This is a genomic window from Oceanospirillum sp. (assembly GCF_048265165.1).
In the GTDB taxonomy this organism is placed as follows: Bacteria; Pseudomonadota; Gammaproteobacteria; order Pseudomonadales; family Halomonadaceae; genus Oceanospirillum.
Genome location: NZ_JBLXCD010000006.1, coordinates 19,852 through 39,580 on the forward strand (window position 1 = coordinate 19,852; position 19,729 = coordinate 39,580).

Annotated in this window: 21 protein-coding genes; 9 read left to right on the forward strand and 12 right to left on the reverse strand. The window is 49.5% G+C overall.

Annotated elements, in window-relative coordinates; translation table 11 throughout:
• Positions 1-33: 33 nt before the first annotated feature.
• Positions 34-672: a ribonuclease T gene (rnt, locus tag ACN0R8_RS12050; protein ID WP_417598084.1), complete on the reverse strand. Its 639-nt coding sequence runs from the start codon at positions 670-672 to the stop codon at positions 34-36.
• A 197-nt stretch (positions 673-869) separates the two neighbouring features.
• Here rnt and ACN0R8_RS12055 point away from each other — a divergent pair, with 197 nt between their 5' ends.
• The gene (locus ACN0R8_RS12055) at positions 870-1,829 is read left to right on the forward strand and encodes a flagellar protein MotY (protein WP_417597732.1); all 960 of its coding nucleotides are present in this window, start codon (positions 870-872) and stop codon (positions 1,827-1,829) included.
• Between the two features lie 242 nt (positions 1,830-2,071).
• Positions 2,072-3,292: an argininosuccinate synthase gene (locus ACN0R8_RS12060; protein ID WP_417597735.1), complete on the forward strand. Its 1,221-nt coding sequence runs from the start codon at positions 2,072-2,074 to the stop codon at positions 3,290-3,292.
• 175 nt (positions 3,293-3,467) lie between these two features.
• On the opposite strand, the gene ACN0R8_RS12065 is transcribed toward ACN0R8_RS12060, so the two are convergent.
• Positions 3,468-4,334, reverse strand: coding sequence for an MBL fold metallo-hydrolase (locus ACN0R8_RS12065; protein ID WP_417597738.1), 867 nt, complete (start codon positions 4,332-4,334; stop codon positions 3,468-3,470).
• 225 nt (positions 4,335-4,559) lie between these two features.
• Between ACN0R8_RS12065 and ACN0R8_RS12070 the strand changes: the two genes are divergently transcribed.
• Entirely contained in the window at positions 4,560-6,326 is a 1,767-nt protein-coding gene (locus ACN0R8_RS12070; protein WP_417597741.1) for a SulP family inorganic anion transporter, read from the forward strand.
• A gap of 67 nt (positions 6,327-6,393) precedes the next feature.
• Here the strand turns inward: ACN0R8_RS12070 and ACN0R8_RS12075 are convergent, their stop codons facing one another.
• On the reverse strand, positions 6,394-6,702 hold the full coding sequence (locus ACN0R8_RS12075) for a hypothetical protein (protein ID WP_417597743.1): 309 nt from the start codon (positions 6,700-6,702) through the stop codon (positions 6,394-6,396).
• 252 nt (positions 6,703-6,954) lie between these two features.
• Here ACN0R8_RS12075 and ACN0R8_RS12080 point away from each other — a divergent pair, with 252 nt between their 5' ends.
• A complete protein-coding gene (locus ACN0R8_RS12080; protein WP_417597745.1) occupies positions 6,955-7,437 on the forward strand; it encodes a hypothetical protein in 483 nt (160 codons plus the stop codon).
• 1 nt (position 7,438) lies between these two features.
• On the opposite strand, the gene ACN0R8_RS12085 is transcribed toward ACN0R8_RS12080, so the two are convergent.
• From ACN0R8_RS12085 to nth, 8 genes are all read right to left on the reverse strand, one after another.
• On the reverse strand, positions 7,439-8,248 hold the full coding sequence (locus tag ACN0R8_RS12085; RefSeq protein WP_417597747.1) for a crotonase/enoyl-CoA hydratase family protein: 810 nt from the start codon (positions 8,246-8,248) through the stop codon (positions 7,439-7,441).
• A gap of 272 nt (positions 8,249-8,520) precedes the next feature.
• Entirely contained in the window at positions 8,521-8,931 is a 411-nt protein-coding gene (gene gloA, locus ACN0R8_RS12090) for a lactoylglutathione lyase (protein WP_417597749.1), read from the reverse strand.
• A gap of 165 nt (positions 8,932-9,096) precedes the next feature.
• On the reverse strand, positions 9,097-9,675 hold the full coding sequence (locus ACN0R8_RS12095) for a hypothetical protein (protein WP_417597751.1): 579 nt from the start codon (positions 9,673-9,675) through the stop codon (positions 9,097-9,099).
• A 30-nt stretch (positions 9,676-9,705) separates the two neighbouring features.
• Positions 9,706-10,524: an ABC transporter ATP-binding protein gene (locus ACN0R8_RS12100; RefSeq protein ID WP_417597753.1), complete on the reverse strand. Its 819-nt coding sequence runs from the start codon at positions 10,522-10,524 to the stop codon at positions 9,706-9,708.
• The gene (locus ACN0R8_RS12105) at positions 10,521-11,615 is read right to left on the reverse strand and encodes a FecCD family ABC transporter permease (protein WP_417597755.1); all 1,095 of its coding nucleotides are present in this window, start codon (positions 11,613-11,615) and stop codon (positions 10,521-10,523) included. Before ACN0R8_RS12105 ends, ACN0R8_RS12100 begins: the two co-directional genes overlap by 4 nt.
• Entirely contained in the window at positions 11,567-12,511 is a 945-nt protein-coding gene (locus ACN0R8_RS12110; protein ID WP_417597757.1) for a cobalamin-binding protein, read from the reverse strand. Before ACN0R8_RS12110 ends, ACN0R8_RS12105 begins: the two co-directional genes overlap by 49 nt.
• Positions 12,512-13,000: 489 nt before the next feature.
• Complete coding sequence (locus ACN0R8_RS12115; RefSeq protein ID WP_417597759.1) at positions 13,001-13,183, reverse strand: hypothetical protein; 183 nt, start codon at positions 13,181-13,183, stop codon at positions 13,001-13,003.
• A 289-nt stretch (positions 13,184-13,472) separates the two neighbouring features.
• Entirely contained in the window at positions 13,473-14,108 is a 636-nt protein-coding gene (gene nth, locus ACN0R8_RS12120) for an endonuclease III (protein ID WP_077242543.1), read from the reverse strand.
• Between the two features lie 332 nt (positions 14,109-14,440).
• Between nth and ACN0R8_RS12125 the strand changes: the two genes are divergently transcribed.
• From ACN0R8_RS12125 to ACN0R8_RS12145, 5 genes are all read left to right on the forward strand, one after another.
• Positions 14,441-15,283, forward strand: coding sequence for a hypothetical protein (locus ACN0R8_RS12125; RefSeq protein ID WP_417597761.1), 843 nt, complete (start codon positions 14,441-14,443; stop codon positions 15,281-15,283).
• Positions 15,264-16,010, forward strand: a complete 747-nt coding sequence (locus ACN0R8_RS12130) for an ABC transporter ATP-binding protein (RefSeq protein WP_417597763.1) — start codon at positions 15,264-15,266, stop codon at positions 16,008-16,010. Before ACN0R8_RS12125 ends, ACN0R8_RS12130 begins: the two co-directional genes overlap by 20 nt.
• Positions 16,007-17,317, forward strand: a complete 1,311-nt coding sequence (locus ACN0R8_RS12135) for an ABC transporter permease (RefSeq protein WP_417597765.1) — start codon at positions 16,007-16,009, stop codon at positions 17,315-17,317. The genes ACN0R8_RS12130 and ACN0R8_RS12135 overlap by 4 nt, the downstream gene beginning before the upstream one ends.
• 101 nt (positions 17,318-17,418) lie before the next feature.
• Positions 17,419-18,030, forward strand: coding sequence for a DUF3299 domain-containing protein (locus ACN0R8_RS12140; RefSeq protein ID WP_417597767.1), 612 nt, complete (start codon positions 17,419-17,421; stop codon positions 18,028-18,030).
• Positions 18,031-18,155: 125 nt separating this feature from the next.
• Positions 18,156-18,695: a DUF924 family protein gene (locus tag ACN0R8_RS12145; protein WP_417597769.1), complete on the forward strand. Its 540-nt coding sequence runs from the start codon at positions 18,156-18,158 to the stop codon at positions 18,693-18,695.
• Positions 18,696-18,731: 36 nt separating this feature from the next.
• Here ACN0R8_RS12145 and ACN0R8_RS12150 read toward each other — a convergent pair whose 3' ends face one another.
• Positions 18,732-19,658, reverse strand: a complete 927-nt coding sequence (locus ACN0R8_RS12150) for a LysR family transcriptional regulator ArgP (RefSeq protein ID WP_417597771.1) — start codon at positions 19,656-19,658, stop codon at positions 18,732-18,734.
• Positions 19,659-19,729: the final 71 nt, after the last annotated feature.

Sequence of the window (19,729 nt, forward strand, 5' to 3'; positions counted from 1 at the left end):
TCAGGGCTTTTTATGTATGGGAGACTGAATGTTTTAGTCTCTCAAGCGGTGCTGTTCTTCAGCTGCAAGCTCCCAGCCACCCAGTTCTTTCCACCGGTTTACAATAGAGCAAAAAAGCTCTGCGGTTTTCTCTGTGTCATAGCGTGCAGAATGAGCCTGACTGTTATCAAAGTTGATTCCGGCAACTTTACAGGCTTTCGCCAAAACTGTCTGTCCATAAGCCAGACCGGACAGCGAAGCCGTATCGAAGCTGGAGAACGGATGGAAAGGGTTGCGTTTAATACCGCTGCGCTCGACGGCCGCATTGACGAACCCCTGATCAAAGCTGGCGTTATGCCCTACCAGAACCGCCCGGGTGCAATCAAACTCTTTCAACGCCTTGCGAACAGGCTTAAAGATGTCCCCCAAAGCCTGTTGTTCGCTTTTTGCCATGCTTTTGCGAATTGGATTCTCAAGATCAATCTTGGTGAAATCCAATGCCGCCTGTTCAATATTAGCCCCTTCAAAAGGCTCAACATGGAAGGAGTAGGTGTTGTAGGGGTGCAGGTAACCGTCTTCATCCATCATTAATGTAACGGCTGCGATCTCCAGCAGGGCATCGGTTTTTGCATTGAAACCTGCAGTTTCAACATCAACCACGACAGGTAAAAAGCCCCGGAAGCGGTAGGCCATAGGATGTTTGTCGCTAAAATGCTCTGCGTCAGATGTGAAAGAATCCAAGACCCTTTGCTCCCTAGTCAAATTTGGTCAAAAGTTACAATTGAACAAATGGTAACTGATTCATACCGTCAGATATAGGCTAAAGTTTTGAGTTTACAGGCCGATGAGGGCAAAATGAGAGTTCTTAAAAATCAAGGAGATTGCAACTGATGCCGCTTACTCGGTCATTGGCAAAAACGTCACGGGGAATACACTGGTTGGCTATCGCGTCGGGTCTTTTACTGCCATCTGTTATTATGGCGGCAGAATTTGGTGCCGGCATCGGTGACAGTGAGTGGTATGCGACGGAGCCTTCTCCTTTGTATTGTGAGTTGACTCACCCGATCCCTGAAATGGGAACCGCCCGATTTACCCATCGTTCCGGAGAAGATCTTAAGTTTTTTCTGGAGCCGCTGGGACAGCCTCTGCGTAAAGGTCGTGCAGACCTGATGGCGCTGGCTCCGGATTGGAAGGCAGGAGAAGCGCCTCTTGATTTGGGGGCAGTGACGGTGGGTGAGGGTGAAGACGGTGTTCGCATAGATTCGCCACAGGCCCACCTGATGATTGAGTCCCTTAATCGTGGGATGAATCCAACCTTTATGCAGACACCAAAAGATACCCGGTATGCTCCTGTGCGTGGTCATCTGAGTGCTCTGAATTTTAAACCAGCATATTTTGATTATATCGCCTGTCGGGGTGAGCTGTTGCCGGTGAATTTTGACCAGATTGCCCGCTCCAGCATTGGCTTCCCCGGTGGAGGTTTTGATATCACTGCGGATGATAAAGAGATGTTAAGCCTTATTGTGCGATATATTAAGGCTGATCCGTCCGTTAAGTATGTCTTCCTGGATGGTCACTCTGACAGTTACGGCTCACGGCGTGATAACCGGAAACTATCCAAACAGCGTACGGATACGGTACTGAATTACCTGCTTAACGTAGGGCTTGATGAAACTATGGTCACCGCCCGTTATCATGGTGAGCGTTATCCGATTGTGCCAAATACGAGCAAAGCAAATCGGGCTAAAAACCGTCGTGTTACGATCCGTCTTGAGCGTGAAGGTCTGGCGCCGGGTGATCCGAATGCCCGTCCGGAGTATAGCGGTGAGTTTGACGGTGAGCTTCAGTAGAGCCACCGTCTGACTTGTGGAAATCAGATCCTCCCTGTGAATGTTTTGGGTGTCTTTTTTTCTCAAATCGTAACTTTCCTGTAAGTCGTATATAATGTTGCGCAAGAATTTCCTTCAGGCAGATGATCCCCCTGAACGGCTATCCATGAGATAGCCGTTTATCGTTGTTTTCCGGATTAATCTCCAAGAATATTTTAGGGTCAGAGAGGTCTCTGGCCATTTTAGTCAGCGTGGAGCATCCAATGTCAGACATAAAAAAAGTAGTACTGGCCTATTCTGGTGGCCTGGATACTTCTGTAATCGTGCGCTGGTTACAGGACGAATATAACGCCGAAGTAGTGACCTTTACTGCTGACCTGGGTCAGGGTGAAGAAGTAGAGCCGGCACGCGCTAAAGCAGAAGCTCTGGGCGTGAAAGAGATCTACATCGAAGATGTGCGTGAAGAGTACGTGCGTGATTACGTATTCCCGATGTTCCGTGCGAATACCATCTATGAAGGTGAATACCTGCTGGGCACGTCCATCGCCCGCCCTCTGATCGCCAAGCGTCTGGTTGAAATCGCTAACGAAACCGGTGCGGATGCGATTGCCCACGGTGCAACCGGCAAAGGTAACGATCAGGTACGTTTTGAAATGGGTGCTTACGCTCTGAAACCGGGTGTTAAAGTGATTGCCCCTTGGCGTGAGTGGGATCTGACTTCCCGCGATACTCTGATGAAATACTGTGAAGAGCGTGATATCCCGGTTGATTTCGCATCGGGTAAGAAAAAATCACCTTATTCTATGGATGCTAACTTGCTGCATATCTCTTACGAGGGCGGCATTTTGGAAGATCCGATGGCAGAGCCAGAAGAAGATATGTGGCGCTGGTCTGTGAGTCCTGAGAAAGCTCCTGATGAAGCGACCTACCTGGATCTGCAGTTCAAAAAAGGTGATATCGTTGCCATCAATGGCGATGAGATGAGCCCTGCAACCGTACTGACTTACCTGAACAAGGTGGCCGGTGATAACGGTATTGGTCGTGTGGATATCGTAGAAAACCGTTACGTGGGTATGAAGGCCCGTGGTTGCTACGAAACTCCGGGGGGCACCGTGATCCTGAAGGCACACCGTGCGATCGAATCCATCACTCTGGATCGTGAAGCGGCACACCTGAAAGACAGTATCATGCCGAAGTACGCTGAGCTGATCTATAACGGTTACTGGTGGAGTGCAGAACGTAAGATGCTGCAGACCATGATCGATGAGTCTCAGGAGTTTGTGAACGGTGTGGTTCGGGTGAAACTGTACAAAGGTAACGTGATTGTTGTGGGTCGTCAGTCTGAAGATAGTCTGTATGATGACAACATCGTAACTTTTGAAGATGATGCTGGCGCTTACGATCAGAAAGATGCAGAAGGCTTTATCAAGCTGAATGCCCTGCGTATGCGTATTGCTGCACAGAAAGGCCGTAGCCAGCTGTAAGCTGTCTGCGCCTTGTGTCGGGGATTGCTTTGGCTTTCCCGATACAAAAAAAACCGCCGCTGTCGAAAAGATAGCGGCGGTTTTTTTATGCTCTTATTTCTTCTTTAGCTGACAATCGGAGCGAAAGCTAATAGGAATGGGGCATTATAGCTGGATGGCCATTCTTTCCTATAGACTAGTTAAACTGGTTAAGAGGCAGTTTAAGATAAGATACGCCGTTATTTTCCGCATCCGGCAGTTCACCGGCACGGATGTTAATCTGAATAGACGGCAGAATCAGGTTCGGCATCTCCAGGGTGGCATCACGGGTTGAACGCATTTTAACGAAATCTGCCTTACTGGCCTCTTTACCCACATGAATGTTCTGTGCTTTCTGTTCGGCGACGGTGCATACATAGCGAATATCACGGCCTTCCGGAGGATAGTCGTGACACATATACAGCTCAGTATCGTCCGGATAATTCAGCAAGGTATGAATGGAATCATACAGGGTTTCAGCATCGCCGCCGGGAAAGTCGCAGCGGGCAGTGCCCACATCTGGCATAAACAAGGTATCGCCCACAAACAGCTTTCCGGCAATATCATAGGTGACACAGGCTGGCGTATGCCCCGGAGTGTGCAGTACTTTGGCATCCAGATCACCGATCTTAAACTGACTACCAGCAACCATCAGATCATCAAAATGATGACCGTCGGTGACAAACTCATCACCGTAGTTGAAGACTTTTTTGAAGGCACCCTGAACCAGGGTAATGTGTTCGCCGATGGCAATTTTGCCACCCAACTCAGCCTGGATATGCTTAGCTCCACTGATATGGTCTGCATGGGCGTGGGTTTCCAGAATCCATTGAGGTGTCAGTTTGTGGTCGTTAACCCACTGGATCACCTCGTCAGCGGACTCTGTGCTGGTGCTGCCGGATTTATAATCAAAATCCAATACCGGGTCGATAACAGCACACAGGGGATTGTTGCCATCGTGCACCACATAAGTAAAGGTTGAGGTTGCTTCATGGAAGAAAGCTTTGATTATCGGGTTCATCATAGATCTCCTTTCAGCAGCCAGCACATGCGGGTTGACCCACGAGCTGTTACCATTTTCTTCAGTTCTGCCGTATTGCTTATTTAAGACACAGCCTCAACAACCGTTTGTCACTTTTTATTTGGCTTCGGGTTGTCGATGGCTGATGACTCGATTTGATGGAATATTAGCATATAATCATTTATGATAACAATATTCCAAAAAGTTTTAAAAATAAGGCATCTGATTATGGCATCCACTTCACAAAGACCGGTTCAGGTACGTAAAAAAATACCAACCCGGGCTCAGAGAGTGTTCCCTATTCTTGGTTGGTTAGCCGATTATCGACGTGACACCTTAGTTAATGATGGCCTTGCGGGTGTTATTGTGGCGATTATGCTGGTGCCTCAAGGAATGGCTTACGCATTCCTGGCAGGGTTGCCTCCGCAAATGGGGTTGTATGCGGGAATTATTCCTCTGTTTGTTTATGCGCTTTTGGGCAGTAGTCGCAGTCTTGCGGTAGGGCCGGTTGCGATCGCTTCACTGATGGTGGGAGAGGCCGTCTCACAGCATGCGGTGCCCGGTACAGAACTCTATATGGTCACGGCTATGGTGTTAGCGCTTTTAGTCGGTCTTGTGTTACTGCTGATGTTTATTCTGCGTTTAGGTTCTTTAGTTAATTTTCTCAGTCATTCGGTGATTACCGGCTTTACGGCGGCGGCGGCATTGATGATCGCCTTTAGTCAGCTGAAATATGTGTTTGGGCTGGATTTCTCCCGCGGTCACCACTTTTACGAAACCCTGAATAATCTGGCCATTAACCTGGCTGATTTTAATCCCGTAACTCTTGGGATCGCCCTGCTTGCGGGTTTTATTATGTGGTATAGCAAAAAATATCTGGGAGCTGTGCTTCAAAAATGGGGCGCATCAGCTCTGCTGGCAGGGTCTGTGGCTAAGGCGGGACCCATGTTTGCTATTTTAGCCGGTGTTGGGCTGGTGGTGGGCTTTGACCTGAATAACCAGCAGGGCGTTAAAATTGTTGGTGAGATTCCTGCTGGTCTGCCTGCTTTATCTTTACTGCCCTTTGAAATGGATTGGTGGCTGGGGCTTTTACCTGCGGCGTTATTGATCGCCCTGGTAGGCTTTCTTGAGAGTGTCTCGGTTGGTACTGCTCTGGCCAGTAAACGCCGGGAGCGCATCAGGCCGGACAAGGAACTGGTTGCTTTAGGTTTTGCCAATATTGGTGCTGCTTTTGGTGGTGCTTATCCGGTGGCTGGTGGTTTTGGTCGTTCTATGGTGAATGATGCATCCGGTGCTCAGACCACAGTGGCATCAGTGATAACGGCCTCTGGCCTTGCGCTCACGGTGCTTTATTTCACACCTTGGTTCTATTATTTACCGAAAGCGGTATTGGGGGTCATCGTGATTATGGCCGTTTTACCGCTGGTTGATCTTTCGGGTATCAAAAATACCTGGAATTTTAACCGGGCTGATGCACTGACTTTAGCAACGACATTTGCCATGGTGTTAATAGCTGGTGTTGAGGCTGGATTGTTGGCCGGTATGTTGCTGTCGGTGGCCTTACTGTTGCAACGAACGAGCAAGCCGCACATCGCAGTGGTTGGGCGTGTAGGAGATAGTGAGCATTTTCGCAATGTTAAGCGTTTTGAAGTGAAAACAAACCCCTGCTGCTTAGGCTTAAGGATTGATGAGAATCTTTATTTTGCTAATACTCGCTATATCGAAGATGAAGTAATGGCGATTATTTCTGAGCAACCTCAGTTGCAGCACTTGGTATTGATCTGTAATGGGATTAGCTTTATGGATGCCAGCGCCCTAGAGACCTTGGAGATGATGGTTGACAACCTGCGGGAGTCGGGTATTACCCTGCATCTGTCCGATGTGAAAGGGCCGGTTATGGATCAGCTGCGTCAGACTGACTTTCTGCACCGTCTGAAGCCAGGACATGTCTATCTTAGCACCCACGAAGCGATGCGTGAGCTTTGTGATCTTTAGAGTGAAGGGCTCAGAATTCTGAGCCTTTATGTGGGCCCAGTCTGAAATACCAGATGTGCCGCGATGCTTATTGGGAAGATTGGACCGGGTGCAGCTTCAGCTCTTTTTCCAGGTTGCGAACCAGATCTGCAGCATCTTCTGCATTCCACTCCAGCTGAGCTAAAGCCCGGGAGAAGCCTTCGATAATGGCTTTTTTCTCTTCAGTCTGCGGACAGCTCAGAGCCAGCCGGGTTAGTTCTGAGTTGACAATGCCCAGTGCCCGGGAGCCACTGGCAGTCAGTTCGGCCGCACCTTTAAAAACCTCTGTGTGAGGTTCCAGTAAGTCTCGGGTCAGTTGTCTGGCCCGCTCATTAATATGTTGTGCTAATGGATCCATGTCAGGAACTCCAAATTCCCCCGTCAGAACAAAATCAGATTTCAGCTGCCTCCTGAGTAGATAACAGGCAGTTTTATCGTCAGGCTGATTTTACCGTGGCTAGACTAACGGTAAAGGCATAGCGGGTAAAGCTGTTCTAACATATTGATTTGTAGATAAAGTTTTACATAGTGAAATTTTGTCAAGATACGTAATGCCAATGATGTTATTTTACGATTTAGTCTTTTCAGACCCTGATAAAAGGAGATTTATATGAGGGATGTTGTGGCAGATGTTTATACACCATTATTGGCTGCAGGTGTGTTTTGGATGGTATACCGGTCGGGCTTTATGCGGGCAGGGGCTGTTTTTTTGCCTGTCAGTTTGCTTTTGGTGTTTATCTTCAGTGCACTGGACACTTATTTTGGCTTCTGGAGAAGCTGGGGACTGGATTTCAGTACCCATAGTGCCATCCTGATCCCTTTTTATCAGATGCTGCTGGTTTTGATGTTTTTACCTGACGAGAACGTATCTGAGCCCGCTTTTTGCTGGAAAGCCAGATTGCGACAGGGAGCTGCTCTGATAGCAGCTCTTATCAGTGGTGCAGGTTATGGCGTGCTGATGATAGAGCTGAATTACCACACCCTGGCCGATATTCTCACGACACTGATTAGTATCTATCCGTTGGTGTGGATCTGTTTTCATTTGCTCAGGCCTGTGGCCTTTGCCTATAACCAGCCAGAGGAAAAGCTCTGAGTTATTTGAACTCAGGGTCTCTCTTCTGGAGGTTAGCTTGAACGGCCTCTATCTGATTGGGACTAAATAAAATTCCGCGTTGTAATTTTTCTTCCAATGCCAGTCTTTCAGACGGATTCAGGTTATCTGTGTTAAACAGGTGCTTTATACCTTGTACAGCTTGGGGGTTTTTCAGACTCAGAGTGTCTGCTAATTCCCGTGCTTTCTCTTCTGGGTTGTTTTCAGTTTGAGTAACCAGGCCTAATTGCAGAGCTTTCTCACCGGAAACACGGTCGCCGGTCATCGCCATTAGTTTAAGCTGATCCCGGGCGATAACAGAGGGGACGACAACAGAAATGCCCATATCCGGGATGATGCCCCAGCGAATTTCCATCACCGAGAGCTGACTTTCCGGGTGTGCGATACGGAAATCAGCACCCAGGGCGATCTGCAGGCCACCACCAAAGACATAGCCATTCAGTGCGGCAATAACCGGCACTTTAAGTTGCTGCCAGCCAACAACAACCTGTTGTACATAATTGCCCAGCGCTTTGGCATCTGCCAGTTGGTAATCTTCGGGCGGGCTGAGGAGGGTTTCCACAGCATTGGGGTCTGTCATCACACCCTGAATATCAAGCCCGGCACAGAAATTATCGCCTGTTGCGGTCAGAACCACAGCACGTATTTTGGGATCTGATGCAATCTCCTGCTGAATCTGCAGAATTTCATTGAAGGTTTGCATATCCAGAGCATTCATTTTTTCCGGGCGATTAAAGCGCACAATGGCGATATGACCTGAGCGCTCAAAGGCGATCCGTGTGATATCAGACATAAATCCCTCGTTATTGTTTTCTTGTTTCGTGTTGGTTGCCTGTCAGATACTGCTTATCGATGCCGGTAAGAAGCGATAGGTATCTTCAGACCCAAAGCAGAGCTAAAATCATTTAAACACTTGTTTGAAAATAGCTCAAGAAAGAAGCTGTCGCAATGGTTTATGACGCAGAGACGGATGGGGCTGGAGTTTTGAAGGTCAGGGGCCGCTAATGAGGAGAATAGCCATCGGCTCATTGCCGATGGCTATTATATCCGGCCAGAGAGGTTAAATCAGTTTTGGCCAAGTCCTTTGCCAGCAAACTTACTAGCGATCAGTTCGATCGCGTAACCATCAGGGTCACGCACAAAAGCGATCTCGGTATTGCCACCTTTCACCGGCCCCGGTTCGCGGGTGATGGTGCCTCCGGCTGCACGGATCTTATCGCAGGCGCTGTAAACATCATCAACCTCAATGGCAAGGTGCCCAAAGCCGCTGCCCATATCGTACTCGCTGGTGCCCCAGTTGTACGTCAGTTCGATAACCGTCGTGTCGGATTCATCGCCGTAGCCCAGAAATGCCAGGGTGTACTTGTACTCTTCGTTTTCAGACTGACGCAGTAGCTCCATGCCCATCACATGGGTATAAAACTCGATGGACTTTTGCAGGTCGCCAACCCGCAGCATAGTGTGTAGTAAACGCATAATTTCTCCGCTAATTGGTCAGTTTTTATGTTGACGTTATTCTGTAAAGCTAGGATTGATACTCGTTGAGTGAGTGGGGATGCAGGAGGTAGATTACAATAGAATCCACCACAGAGTAATTAATCACTGTTCGGTTATCGCATTATTCCAATTTTTGGGTATCCATTATTTATACGCACGCTTTTCTATATTTGGAATGTTTACTGTATGTTTCTGGAATAACCCTTTCTCGGCATCTTTATGACAGGCGTTACAGCGACTGCTACTGCCGACATCCGGATTGTCGATGATAAACCGGGTTTTATTGTTCAGTACCTTATCATGCTTTAGTCGCCAGAAACTGAGCTCGGTGATGCGAACCGGGGCTGGTGTCTGCAACCTTTTGGTGAAGTCTTTAAATTGACCCGCATTGTTACTATCACTGGCATAATTCTTCAGATAGTTGAGAATTTCTGCCTGATTCTGATCTGGTGTTGCGGCCTCGCCAAAATGATCGTTCAGGTTGGCAAACAGATTTTGCCAGCTGGCTTTGGGTAGAACCTGAGGGGGGTAAGCGATATGGCAGGCACCGCATTCAAACTGATAGCGCTCATTCAAGGGAAACTCGGCCTGATAGCCGCGATCCTCATTATCGTCTCCTCCCAGTGACCACCAGGCTTGGACTGACGAGGTAAATATCATGGCCGTCAGACAAAAGAGCATGCGCAGCAGGGTCGTGCGGCGGGATAAGCATAAGAACGTCATAGGGTTACCTGTTGATCAGAGTGCAGGGTGTTAGGCCGGAATAAATACGGGCCCGGCTTCTGTTGTCAGACGACGGATCGGATGCTGATAGAGGCGCTGGAGATTCTCTTCTGTCAGCAGCTCTACTTTATCGCCTACTTCCGGCCCGTTACCTTTTTCATCCGTTGGGAAGAGCAGAATCAGCTTGTCGCAGAAGCGCTGGGCCAGGTTCAGATCATGCAAGCTCATCAGTAGTGTACCCGAGTGAGCTTTTACCGAACCGATCAGCTGTTCCAGTAGGCTGACCTGATGGTGCAGGTCCAGGTGATTAGCGGGTTCATCCAGTAGCCAAACTTTAGGCTGCTGCACCAGAAGTGTTGCGATCTTGAGCCGCTGACGCTCACCACCGGAGAGTTGATCGATATTGCGCTGACAATAATCGGTAAGGCCGACCTGTTCCAGTGCTGCCATTGCGATGGCTTCATCTTCTGAGCTTTCCCAGCTGAAGTGTCCCATATGCGGATGTCGCCCCTGGAGTGCGGTTTCAAGCACGGTGGCCGGAAAGGCTGTGCTGTCATCCTGCAGTAAGAAGCCAAGCTGCTGCGCTCTTTCACGGTCTTTTAATTTCTGCAGGGGCCTGCCCTGCAGCAGAATCTCACCTTGATCTGCTTTCCGTAATCCTGCCAGAGTATGTAGTAGCGTTGTTTTACCTGCACCATTTCCCCCCAGAATGCCCCAGATTTCACCACTATTGAGTTGTAGTTGCCAGTTACGGCACAGGGTTTTTCCGCCAATACTTACTGTCAGATTATGACTTGCCAGCAAGGGTGGTGGTTTTTTTCCATCCGGCAATATCCTGTCGCGACTCATATTGTCCCCCGATTGCTTTTCTGTAGTACCCAGAGGAAAACCGGTACTCCGATAAAGGCGGTGATAACCCCCACAGGTAGCTGTTGTGGGGCGATTAGCGTACGGGCAAGGGTATCGGCCAGTAGCAGAAGGCAAGCTCCCGCCAGAGCCGTTGCCGGTAACAGTAGGCGGTGATCGGAACCGATGCTAAGGCGCAGAATATGAGGCACCACCAAACCCAGAAAGCCAACACTTCCGGCCTGGGTAACCGCAGATGCGGTTAATACTGATGCCAGTAAGTACAGGGTGATCTGCAGAGGATAAACGGCGACCCCCAGAGCCTTAGCCTGTAACTCCCCTCTGAGCATCATGTTCAGTGGTCGTGCCAAAAGAGCGCTGATGGTCAGGCTTATCAGCAGGAATAGCCCGTGCCAGCCGGGTAGGGTGGCGCGACTCAGGTCACCCATCAGCCAAAACAGCATCCCGCGTAACTGATTATCTTCACCAATGGAGAGCATAAAGCTGATAACGGCTCCCCAGCCTGCGGCAGTGACAACGCCCGTCAGCAGCAGGCGAGAGGGGGACCAGACTCCACTGGCGTGGGACAAGCCAAAAACCAGCAGCAGGTTCGTTAATGCACCAATAAAGGCACTGCCGGAGACCCAGAAACTGCCCAGCCCCGCCATAATACTGAACAGAGCTCCCACCGCAGCACCGCCGGATACCCCAAGAACATAGGGGTCAGCCAGAGGGTTGCGCAGCAGTACCTGCATCAGGCAGCCGGCCAGCGCCAGTTCAGCACCAACGACGAGGGCTGAAAGAGACCGGGGCAGGCGCAGCTCAGTTATAATGGTGGCAGATAGCGTGTTGACCGGTGAGTGACTTAGTCCGGTGCGGTATTGAATCAGCTGCCAGATATCCGCAATGACCACATCGATACTACCGGTCAGTAGCGATAGCATAAGGCTCAGTATGCAGGCCAGAGCCAGACCTCCAAGCCAGAACAGGGCTCTTAGCTTTTGTTGCTGGCTATAGCTGAAATTTTTACCATGCCTGTCCAGGGTCATGGTTGCCTGCCCATGTTGTGACGGGTCTGCTCCAGTTGTTGGCAAAGACGCTCAGTACCCAATAAAACACGAACGGTCTGACGTTGAATATGCCCGGGTGGAATAAAGTGTAGCTGATGGTTTTCTACCGCCTTAATAGCAGGCCATTTGAGCCATTCGTCCAGCCATTCAGGACGTTCAACACCCATGCCGCTGGCGACAATCGCATCGGGGTTTGCTTTGAGTACGGCCTCTACATCAATACGGGGGGCGATAGTATTCAAGTCAGCAAAGACATTTTGACCACCACAGGCTTCAATCACCTGATTAATCAGGTTTTGCCGGTTGATGGTAATCAGAGGTTGATTCCAGACCTGATAGAAAACGCGAACGGGTGTCTTATGCTGGTATTGGGCTTTAAGCCGGTCCAGTGTATTGCGAAATCGGTCGGCCTCCTGCTGAGCCTGTTTCTGTGTGCCGGCCATCTGTCCGAAGCGTTCAAGGGTTGTGGGGATCTGATCCAGAAAACGGGTCTCTGTAATATAAACCGGTATGTCCAGTTTGCGCAGTTGCTCCAGTGCTGCCGGGTGGTTACCACTTTTCCAGCCTATGACCACGTCTGGGCGGAGCGCGAGAATGCGCTCAATATCCAGTTGAGTATAACCGCCAACCCTGGGCAGGGTTTTAGCCTCATCGGGGAAGTCACTATAATCTACTGCAGCAACAACTTTACTACCTGCTCCGGCAGAAAACAGCAGCTCGGTGACACTGGGTGCCAGGCTGACAATGCGCTGTGCAGGCTGCAGCAGAACCACCTTATTATTAAGGTCATCCTTCAGTTCAATTCCACCGGCACTTGCTGACATTGCGATAGAACAACTCAGCAGAAAAAAAGCAAAAAGTTCTATCAGATAGCCTGAGCCCAGGTTCCGGGGCTGTAAAAGCGGGGCACTCGTGTTCACGAAAACATCCATTATTTAGCTTGAGGGTTAGCGTTGCAGATTTTTTTGCTGCCTTAATCTGACAGAGCCGGCGTTGACAGGAGGGCAAGTTTAGCAAGATCGAATGACGGCTGCACAAAAAGAGCGAGCTGAACTTCTGATACCGTCGTAAGAAGGTGATGCGAAAGAGAGAAGGGGGGTATATCGGTTGTTAACTTGTCGATGCCAGACATAAAAAAAACGGCCCGTAGGCCGTTTCTATACAAGGCAAAAACTTACTTAGCTTTTTTCAGAGCTTTTTTCAGTTTTTTCAGTTTGCCTTCTTGTTTTTCGATCTTAGCTTCGCGTGCTTTGATCTCTTTTTTAACTTCTTTTTTAGCTACCTTAGCCATTGTACTTCTCCTTTCAGATTTAGACCGGTGAAGACTCACCGACTTTGAAAAAAAACGCTGACTGGTCCCGGTGATAATCACCCCAAACCAGAGCGGTAATTGGCAGAGCATTCAGTATTCAGGTGGTTGCCTGATCATCTGGTGTTTTATGCTCTGCCAGAAAACTGCGTATAAAACGGCGAACTTCACGAGCAGCACTGGTGTCAAGTTCATCGCAAAGAGAAACAAAGGCATCCCTTTCCTGCTGATTGATACGGATAATCAGCTGACTGTCTTTTTTCTTCTTTTTTTCTGACGGCATAGGGATGTCCTGCCTGCTTCTTTATTGAATATCTTAATGATATGCAATGTATATACAATAACAATACATTTCTCCCGCATCCGGGTCAAATGACAGTTTTATGACATTGGGGTTTTCTATGGAGGTGTTGACCTGGGACAGGGATATGGCATCTGTTTAACAAAGGCAGTCCGGCAGCAGTTAGCACCGGGTAGTAGCACTGAAAAGTGATTCTGGGAGCGCTCAGAGAAAGTACGCGAAAGTAAGGTTTGCTCTCGCGTTGCGTTACACCTTTATTTATTTGACGGAATCAGATCTCCGTTTTCTCTTTAAATTCACACAGGTCTTCAATCAGGCAAGAGCCACAGCGTGGTTTGCGTGCTACGCAGGTGTAGCGCCCATGCAGAATAAGCCAGTGATGGATATCCAATTTGAACTCTTTGGGGACATGGCGCAGCAGTTTTTGCTCTACCTCATCGACATTTTTTCCTTTGGCGATACCCGTGCGATTCGATACCCGGAAAATGTGAGTATCCACTGCGATGGTGGGCTGACCAAAGGCGGTATTCAGCACAACATTGGCGGTTTTTCGGCCAACACCGGGCAATGCCTCTAGCTCCTTTCGGGTTTGAGGCACCTCGCCGTTGTGCTTGTCCAGCAGTATACGGCAGGTCTTAATAGTATTTTCAGCCTTACTGTTAAACAGGCCGATGGTTTTGATGTACTCCTTCAGGCCATCGACTCCCAAGTCGTAAATCGCCTGGGGTGTATTGGCTACCGGGTAAAGTTTAGCTGTAGCCTTGTTGACCCCGACATCTGTGGCCTGAGCGGAAAGCAGAACAGCAATTAAAAGCTCGAAGGGTGATGTGTAGTTTAGTTCTGTCGTTGGATGCGGGTTGTTATCCCGTAGGCGGGAAAAAATTTCGTAGCGTTTCTCGGCGTTCATAGTAACGACTGTTCTCGAAAAGAAATGGAATTTCTGAAAGCGTTGGGAGCATAGATGCCAGTAGGCCGTCGTTTGCAGCTCTTTGTTGTGCCGGTATTATTTCAGCTGCATCGGTTAAAGCCAAGGAGCAAGGGGTTGTCCTGATCATAAATAAGAGAGAGGTTCCTAAAATAGAATCGGGGTATTCAGCCTTAGTGTTATGTTGTAACATTTCAATTTTTGTTTTATAACGTCAGTCTTTTTAACAAGGTGTTCTGAGTGAATTGTCGGCTCAGGGACTAAATTTTATACTCTTGCTTGCTCGTTGGCTGGTAGCCTACAAAGGATGATTTATGAAATCTGCTGCTGTTTTTAAACACTCTGTCCCTTTTAATTGCTTCTGTAATCAACGCCTGAATCGTATCCAGCACGCCCTTTCCGTGACGACTGCGCTACCTATTCTTACCTTGCTACTGGCGAGTCCTGTTAAGGCTGCTGATCTGAGTGCCCATGAGCATGGTGTCGCTCATCTGGCTCTGGCTCAGGAAGGGCATGAGATTAGCATCAGTTTCACAGCGGCTGCTGATAGTGTGATTGGTTATGAACATAAGCCAACGAATAAAAAAGAGCAGGAAGCGCTTTATCATGCGGATGAGGTGCTCCATCACCCGGAGAAATGGCTGAGTTTACCTGCCAATTGCGAATTGGAAGAACGCACGGTTTCCCTGCCTTTCCTGGATTCAGAGGGGCATAAAGAGCGCCATCATGCACACGATGAGCACGACCATGACGAGCATCATGATGAGCATGGCCATGACGAGCACCACGGTGAGCACGACCATGACGAGCACCACGGTGAGCACGACCATGACGAGCACCACGGTGAGCACGACCATGACGAGCATCACGATGGCCACGATCATGATGAGCATCACGAGCATCACGATGGCCACGATCATGATGAGCATCACGATGATCACGGCCACAACGACCACGACCACGACCACGACCACGACCACGGTCATGTTGATGTTGAAGCCAGCTATACCTTCCACTGTGATAGCGAACAGGTTTCACCTCTTGAACTGAAGCTGTTCAGCCAGCTGCCTTATCTTGAACTGTTGCGCATTGAGGCGGTCTCTGACCGTACTGTTGTGGTTACCGAATGGGAAGGAGATGGAAGTCTTGACTGGTAAGGTGATTATTGATCTTAAGCAGCTGAGTTTTGCCTGGCCCGATCAGGCAAAACCCGCTCTCAGTATTGACGCTTTCCGGCTGAATGCCGGTGAGCGTCTCTTTGTTTATGGGCCAAGTGGCTGTGGTAAAAGTACACTGTTGTCCTTGCTGGCCGGTGTTGTTGTTCCGCAGAAGGGGCAGATCACCATTGCGGGCCAGCGGATCGAAGCGCTAAGTGCCGCTAAGCGGGATCACTTTCGGGCGGATCATATTGGTCTGGTGTTTCAGCAGTTCAACCTGTTGCCGTATCTGAACGTGCTGGATAACGTCACCCTGGCCTGTGATTTTTCTCACCAGCGAGTGGCGAATCTGAAGCAGGCTAAGGTCAGTGCGCTGGATGAGGCAAAACGTTTGCTGAGTAGGTTATTGTTGCCGGAGCCTCTCTGGACGACATCTGTGATGAATCTGAGTATCGGGCAGCAACAGCGTGTTGCAGTTGCACGGGCTTTGATCGGTGCACCGGATCTGATTATAGCGGATGAACCAACATCGGCCTTGGACAGAGAAAGCAGGGATCAGTTTTTGCAGTTATTGATGGCTGAAACAGAACAAAGCGGCAGCTCGCTGGTATTTGTTAGTCATGATGACAGTCTGAAATCTCACTTTGATCGTCATCTGCACCTGCCGACGCTGAACCAGGCGGTTAGCACCGTAGAACCGTCAGAGGTAGAAGGGACAAACAAATGAGCCTGAATCTGAGAACTTTACTGCGCCTGTCGACCCGAAGCTTGCTTAACCGGCGCTTAACGGTTTTTCTGTCGGTGCTGACCATTGCGTTCAGTGTAGCATTACTGTTAACCGTTGAACGGGTGCGTACTGAAGCCCGAACCAGCTTTAACCAAACTATCTCAGGGACGGATCTGATCGTAGGCGCCCCCAGTGGGGATCTTCAGCTGTTGCTGTATTCTGTTTTTCAGCTGGGTAACGCCAATGCCAATATGAGCTGGAAGGCGGCAGAGGAAATTGCTGCCATGCCTGAAGTGGAGTGGACGCTGCCACTGGCTTTGGGAGATTCCCATAAAGGGTTTCGCGTCATGGGTACCGATGCGACCTATTTTGATTACTATAAATATGGCCGAAAACAGTCACTGGCCTTTGCTTCCGGTAAGCGTTTTGATCAGCTTTATCAGGCGGTAATTGGTGCCGAAGTTGCACAAAAGCTAGGCTATAAGGTTGGAGACCGGATGATTATCGCCCATGGTATGGGTAAGCATAGCTTTAAAGAACACGATGATAAGCCCTTTACCCTGGTGGGCATATTGGAGCGTACGGGAACGCCGGTTGACCGGTCTGTGCTGGCCAGCCTTGAGAGTATTGAAGCGATTCACGTTGGCTGGGGTAAGCCGGTACTGGGTGATATCCGCACCCGTTTTGCTGAAAAGCAGGGAGGGAATACTTCGCTGAATATGGAGCAGCTGCAACCTAAAGCCATTACGGCTCTGTTGGTAGGGGTGAAAAAGAAGACCCAATTGTTCAAAGTTCAGCGCCGTATCAATGAAGGTGGGCAGGGACTAAAAATGATCGGTGAGCCGTTACAAGCGGTGATGCCTGCGGTGGCCCTGCAACAACTCTGGAAGCTAGTTGGCGTTGCGGAGAATGCACTGCTCGTAGTAGCGGGTTTTGTGGTGATCAGTGGCCTGGTAGGACTGATGTCGGTAATTCTGACCGGGCTCAATGAGCGCCGCCGGGAGATCGCTATTCTGCGGGCTATTGGTGCAAGACCCATGCAGGTGATGGTATTACTGGTTGCTGAGGCCTTTATTCTGACCCTGCTGGGCCTGCTGATAGGCGCTGGTGTTTTCTATCTGTTGCTGCTTATAGCTGCCCCTGCTGTTTATGATATCTGGGGTATCTGGCTGCCGGTCAGCGGCTTCAGTCTGACTGAATTGAAGCTCCTCTGCGTTATCGCTGTTGCGGGTTTACTGGTGGGGCTCTGGCCTGGATTGCGGGCTTACCGGATCTCTCTGGCTGAAGGTTTATCCGTCAGGCTTTAAATCACTTTTAATGTTGGCGGTAAGTTGCTAAGTAGTATTCTTGATAAGCGCTAAACAGGGTTGATATTATAGCCCGCTCATTGATTGGAAAGGGTTAACGTGTGAGACAGCTGAGTCAGAAGTGGGCGCAAAAGGTTACTGTGCTGGTTATGGTTGCATTGGGTTTGGGTATAGTTCCAGCCTGGGGCGCTCAGCCAGACGGTTTGGATCAGTTGTCTCCTTTAGTGCAATCCCGTTGGAATGAAGATGATCAGCTGTTGGATCTGAGCTGGGAAGATCTGATCCCAGAAGGTTTTCGGGCAGATGCGATTCTTGATCAGTATGACCCGGAAAAAATCGCTCAGTTGACCGATGACGACCCACTGATTATGGAGATCATGGAGAAGCTGCAGAAAGCATATCAGTCGGCTCCGGTTCTTGGTAAGTTGGACGGTATGCCGGTTCGCCTGGGTGGGTACATTGCTCCCCTGGAGATTACCCCTGAGGGGGTGACAGAGTTTCTGCTGGTTCCCTACTTCGGTGCCTGCATCCATGTGCCGCCGCCGCCTTCTAACCAGATTATCTATGTGAAGACTGAGATTCCTATCGCGGAATCCTTACTGGAAGATGCGATCTGGGTGAGTGGTCGCTTATCCATCGACTCCGCAGATACCGACCTCGCACTGGCAGGGTACACGCTTTATTCTGAGCATATCGTGCCTATCGAATATTAAGCTTCTGCTAATAGTGCTGGCTCAAAAGAAACGTTTTCAATTCTGACGCAAAACACCATGAACTGGTAATATCCTTGATAGCCTCATATAGTCAGAGTGGAATGGACTAAGGGATGGATAGGCCTATGCTGTGGCAACCGGTTATTGAATTTTGGTTTAAGGAGCTTTCACCGCAACAGTGGTGGATTAAAGATAACGCGTTGGATCAGATGATTAAAACGCGTTTTGAAGCCACCCTGAATAAGGCGAAGGAGTATGGCTTAGCTGACTGGCGCTATCAGCCTCGCGGCAGATTGGCTGAGATTATTGTACTGGATCAGTTCTCGAGAAATATCTACCGGGATTCGCCGGAAGCCTTTGCTGTCGATGACAGAGCGGTTCAGCTAACGCTAGCTGCCATTGAAGCCGGAGATGACCGCTCACTTACTCGGCAGGAACGCTTGTTTGTCTACATGCCACTGATGCATAGTGAGGATCCGGAAATGCATGCCATTGCTATCGAGGTGTTCAGTGCTCTGGGATTGAAAGAAAACCTGGAATTTGAACGTAAGCATAAAGCTATCATTGATCGCTTTGGCCGCTACCCGCACCGAAATACCATTCTGGGACGGGAATCCACCCCGGAGGAGCTTGAGTTTCTGAAGCAACCCGGCTCCTCATTCTGACTGAGATTCAGCCGTTTACAGATCGCGGCGGATGTATCAGGCTTCTACTTCTATTGGTGTCAGGTGTTTTTCTGCGCCTTTAATTACCGCTTTCGTGAGTTGTTTCAGGCTTTCCGATTTCAGGTTCCACACATGCCAGTAAAGCGGCACATCGATGGTTTGTCCCGATGCCAGTTCTGTCACCGTAGCGTTCTTCGGATCACTCAGATCAAGATAGGGCTGGCTCTGCTGATCCGGCACCATACCCCAGCCAAGGCCTAAATGGATCAGATGAAAGTAGGGGCCGGTGGCGGGTATTCTGTGTTTGGGGTAAAGCGCACCTTCCAGCCCGATATGACGCAGAAAGTGGTTTTGCAGCTCATCCTTATGGTTAAACTCCACCACGGGCGCTTCAGCCACGGCTGACTCGGTGATACCGTCAGGAAAATAGCGGGCGATATAGCCCGGTGTTGCCAGTGCCCGATAACGCATCACACCTAAAGGGAAGCAGTCGCAGCCCTGCATAGTCTGTGAGGAAGCACTCACACAGCCCAATACCTCACCGGTTCTCAGTAGATGATGGGTTTGCTCCTGATCATCAATCTTAATATCCAGTACCCATGGATGCTTATGAACTAAGGGTGCCAGAGCTTCTGGGAACCAGGTATCCAGACTGTCGGCGTTAACCGCCACTGGCATACGGCTGAAGCCTAGCTCTGTGGCTTGATTCAGGCTAAGGCTCAGCTCACCTTCCAGTAGTGATAGTTGATGGTAAAACTTCAGCACCCGTTGTCCCGTCGCCGTCAGTATCAGGGGGGTGCTGCGGATAATGACAGCTTGCCCCAGCTTCTCCTCCAGCTGCCGTATGCGCTGAGATATGGCAGATTGGGTTACATGCAGGCGCTTGGCGGCTTTATCGAAGCTCTGTTCCTCAATCACCGCATGCAGGGCGCTGAGTTGTTTCGGGTCCAGAGACAGGCTCATGGTGTTTCCTTTGCGAGTCTAAGCAGGCTGTTGTCAGTAAGATTAGATATTTTAATGATCAATTAAAATCA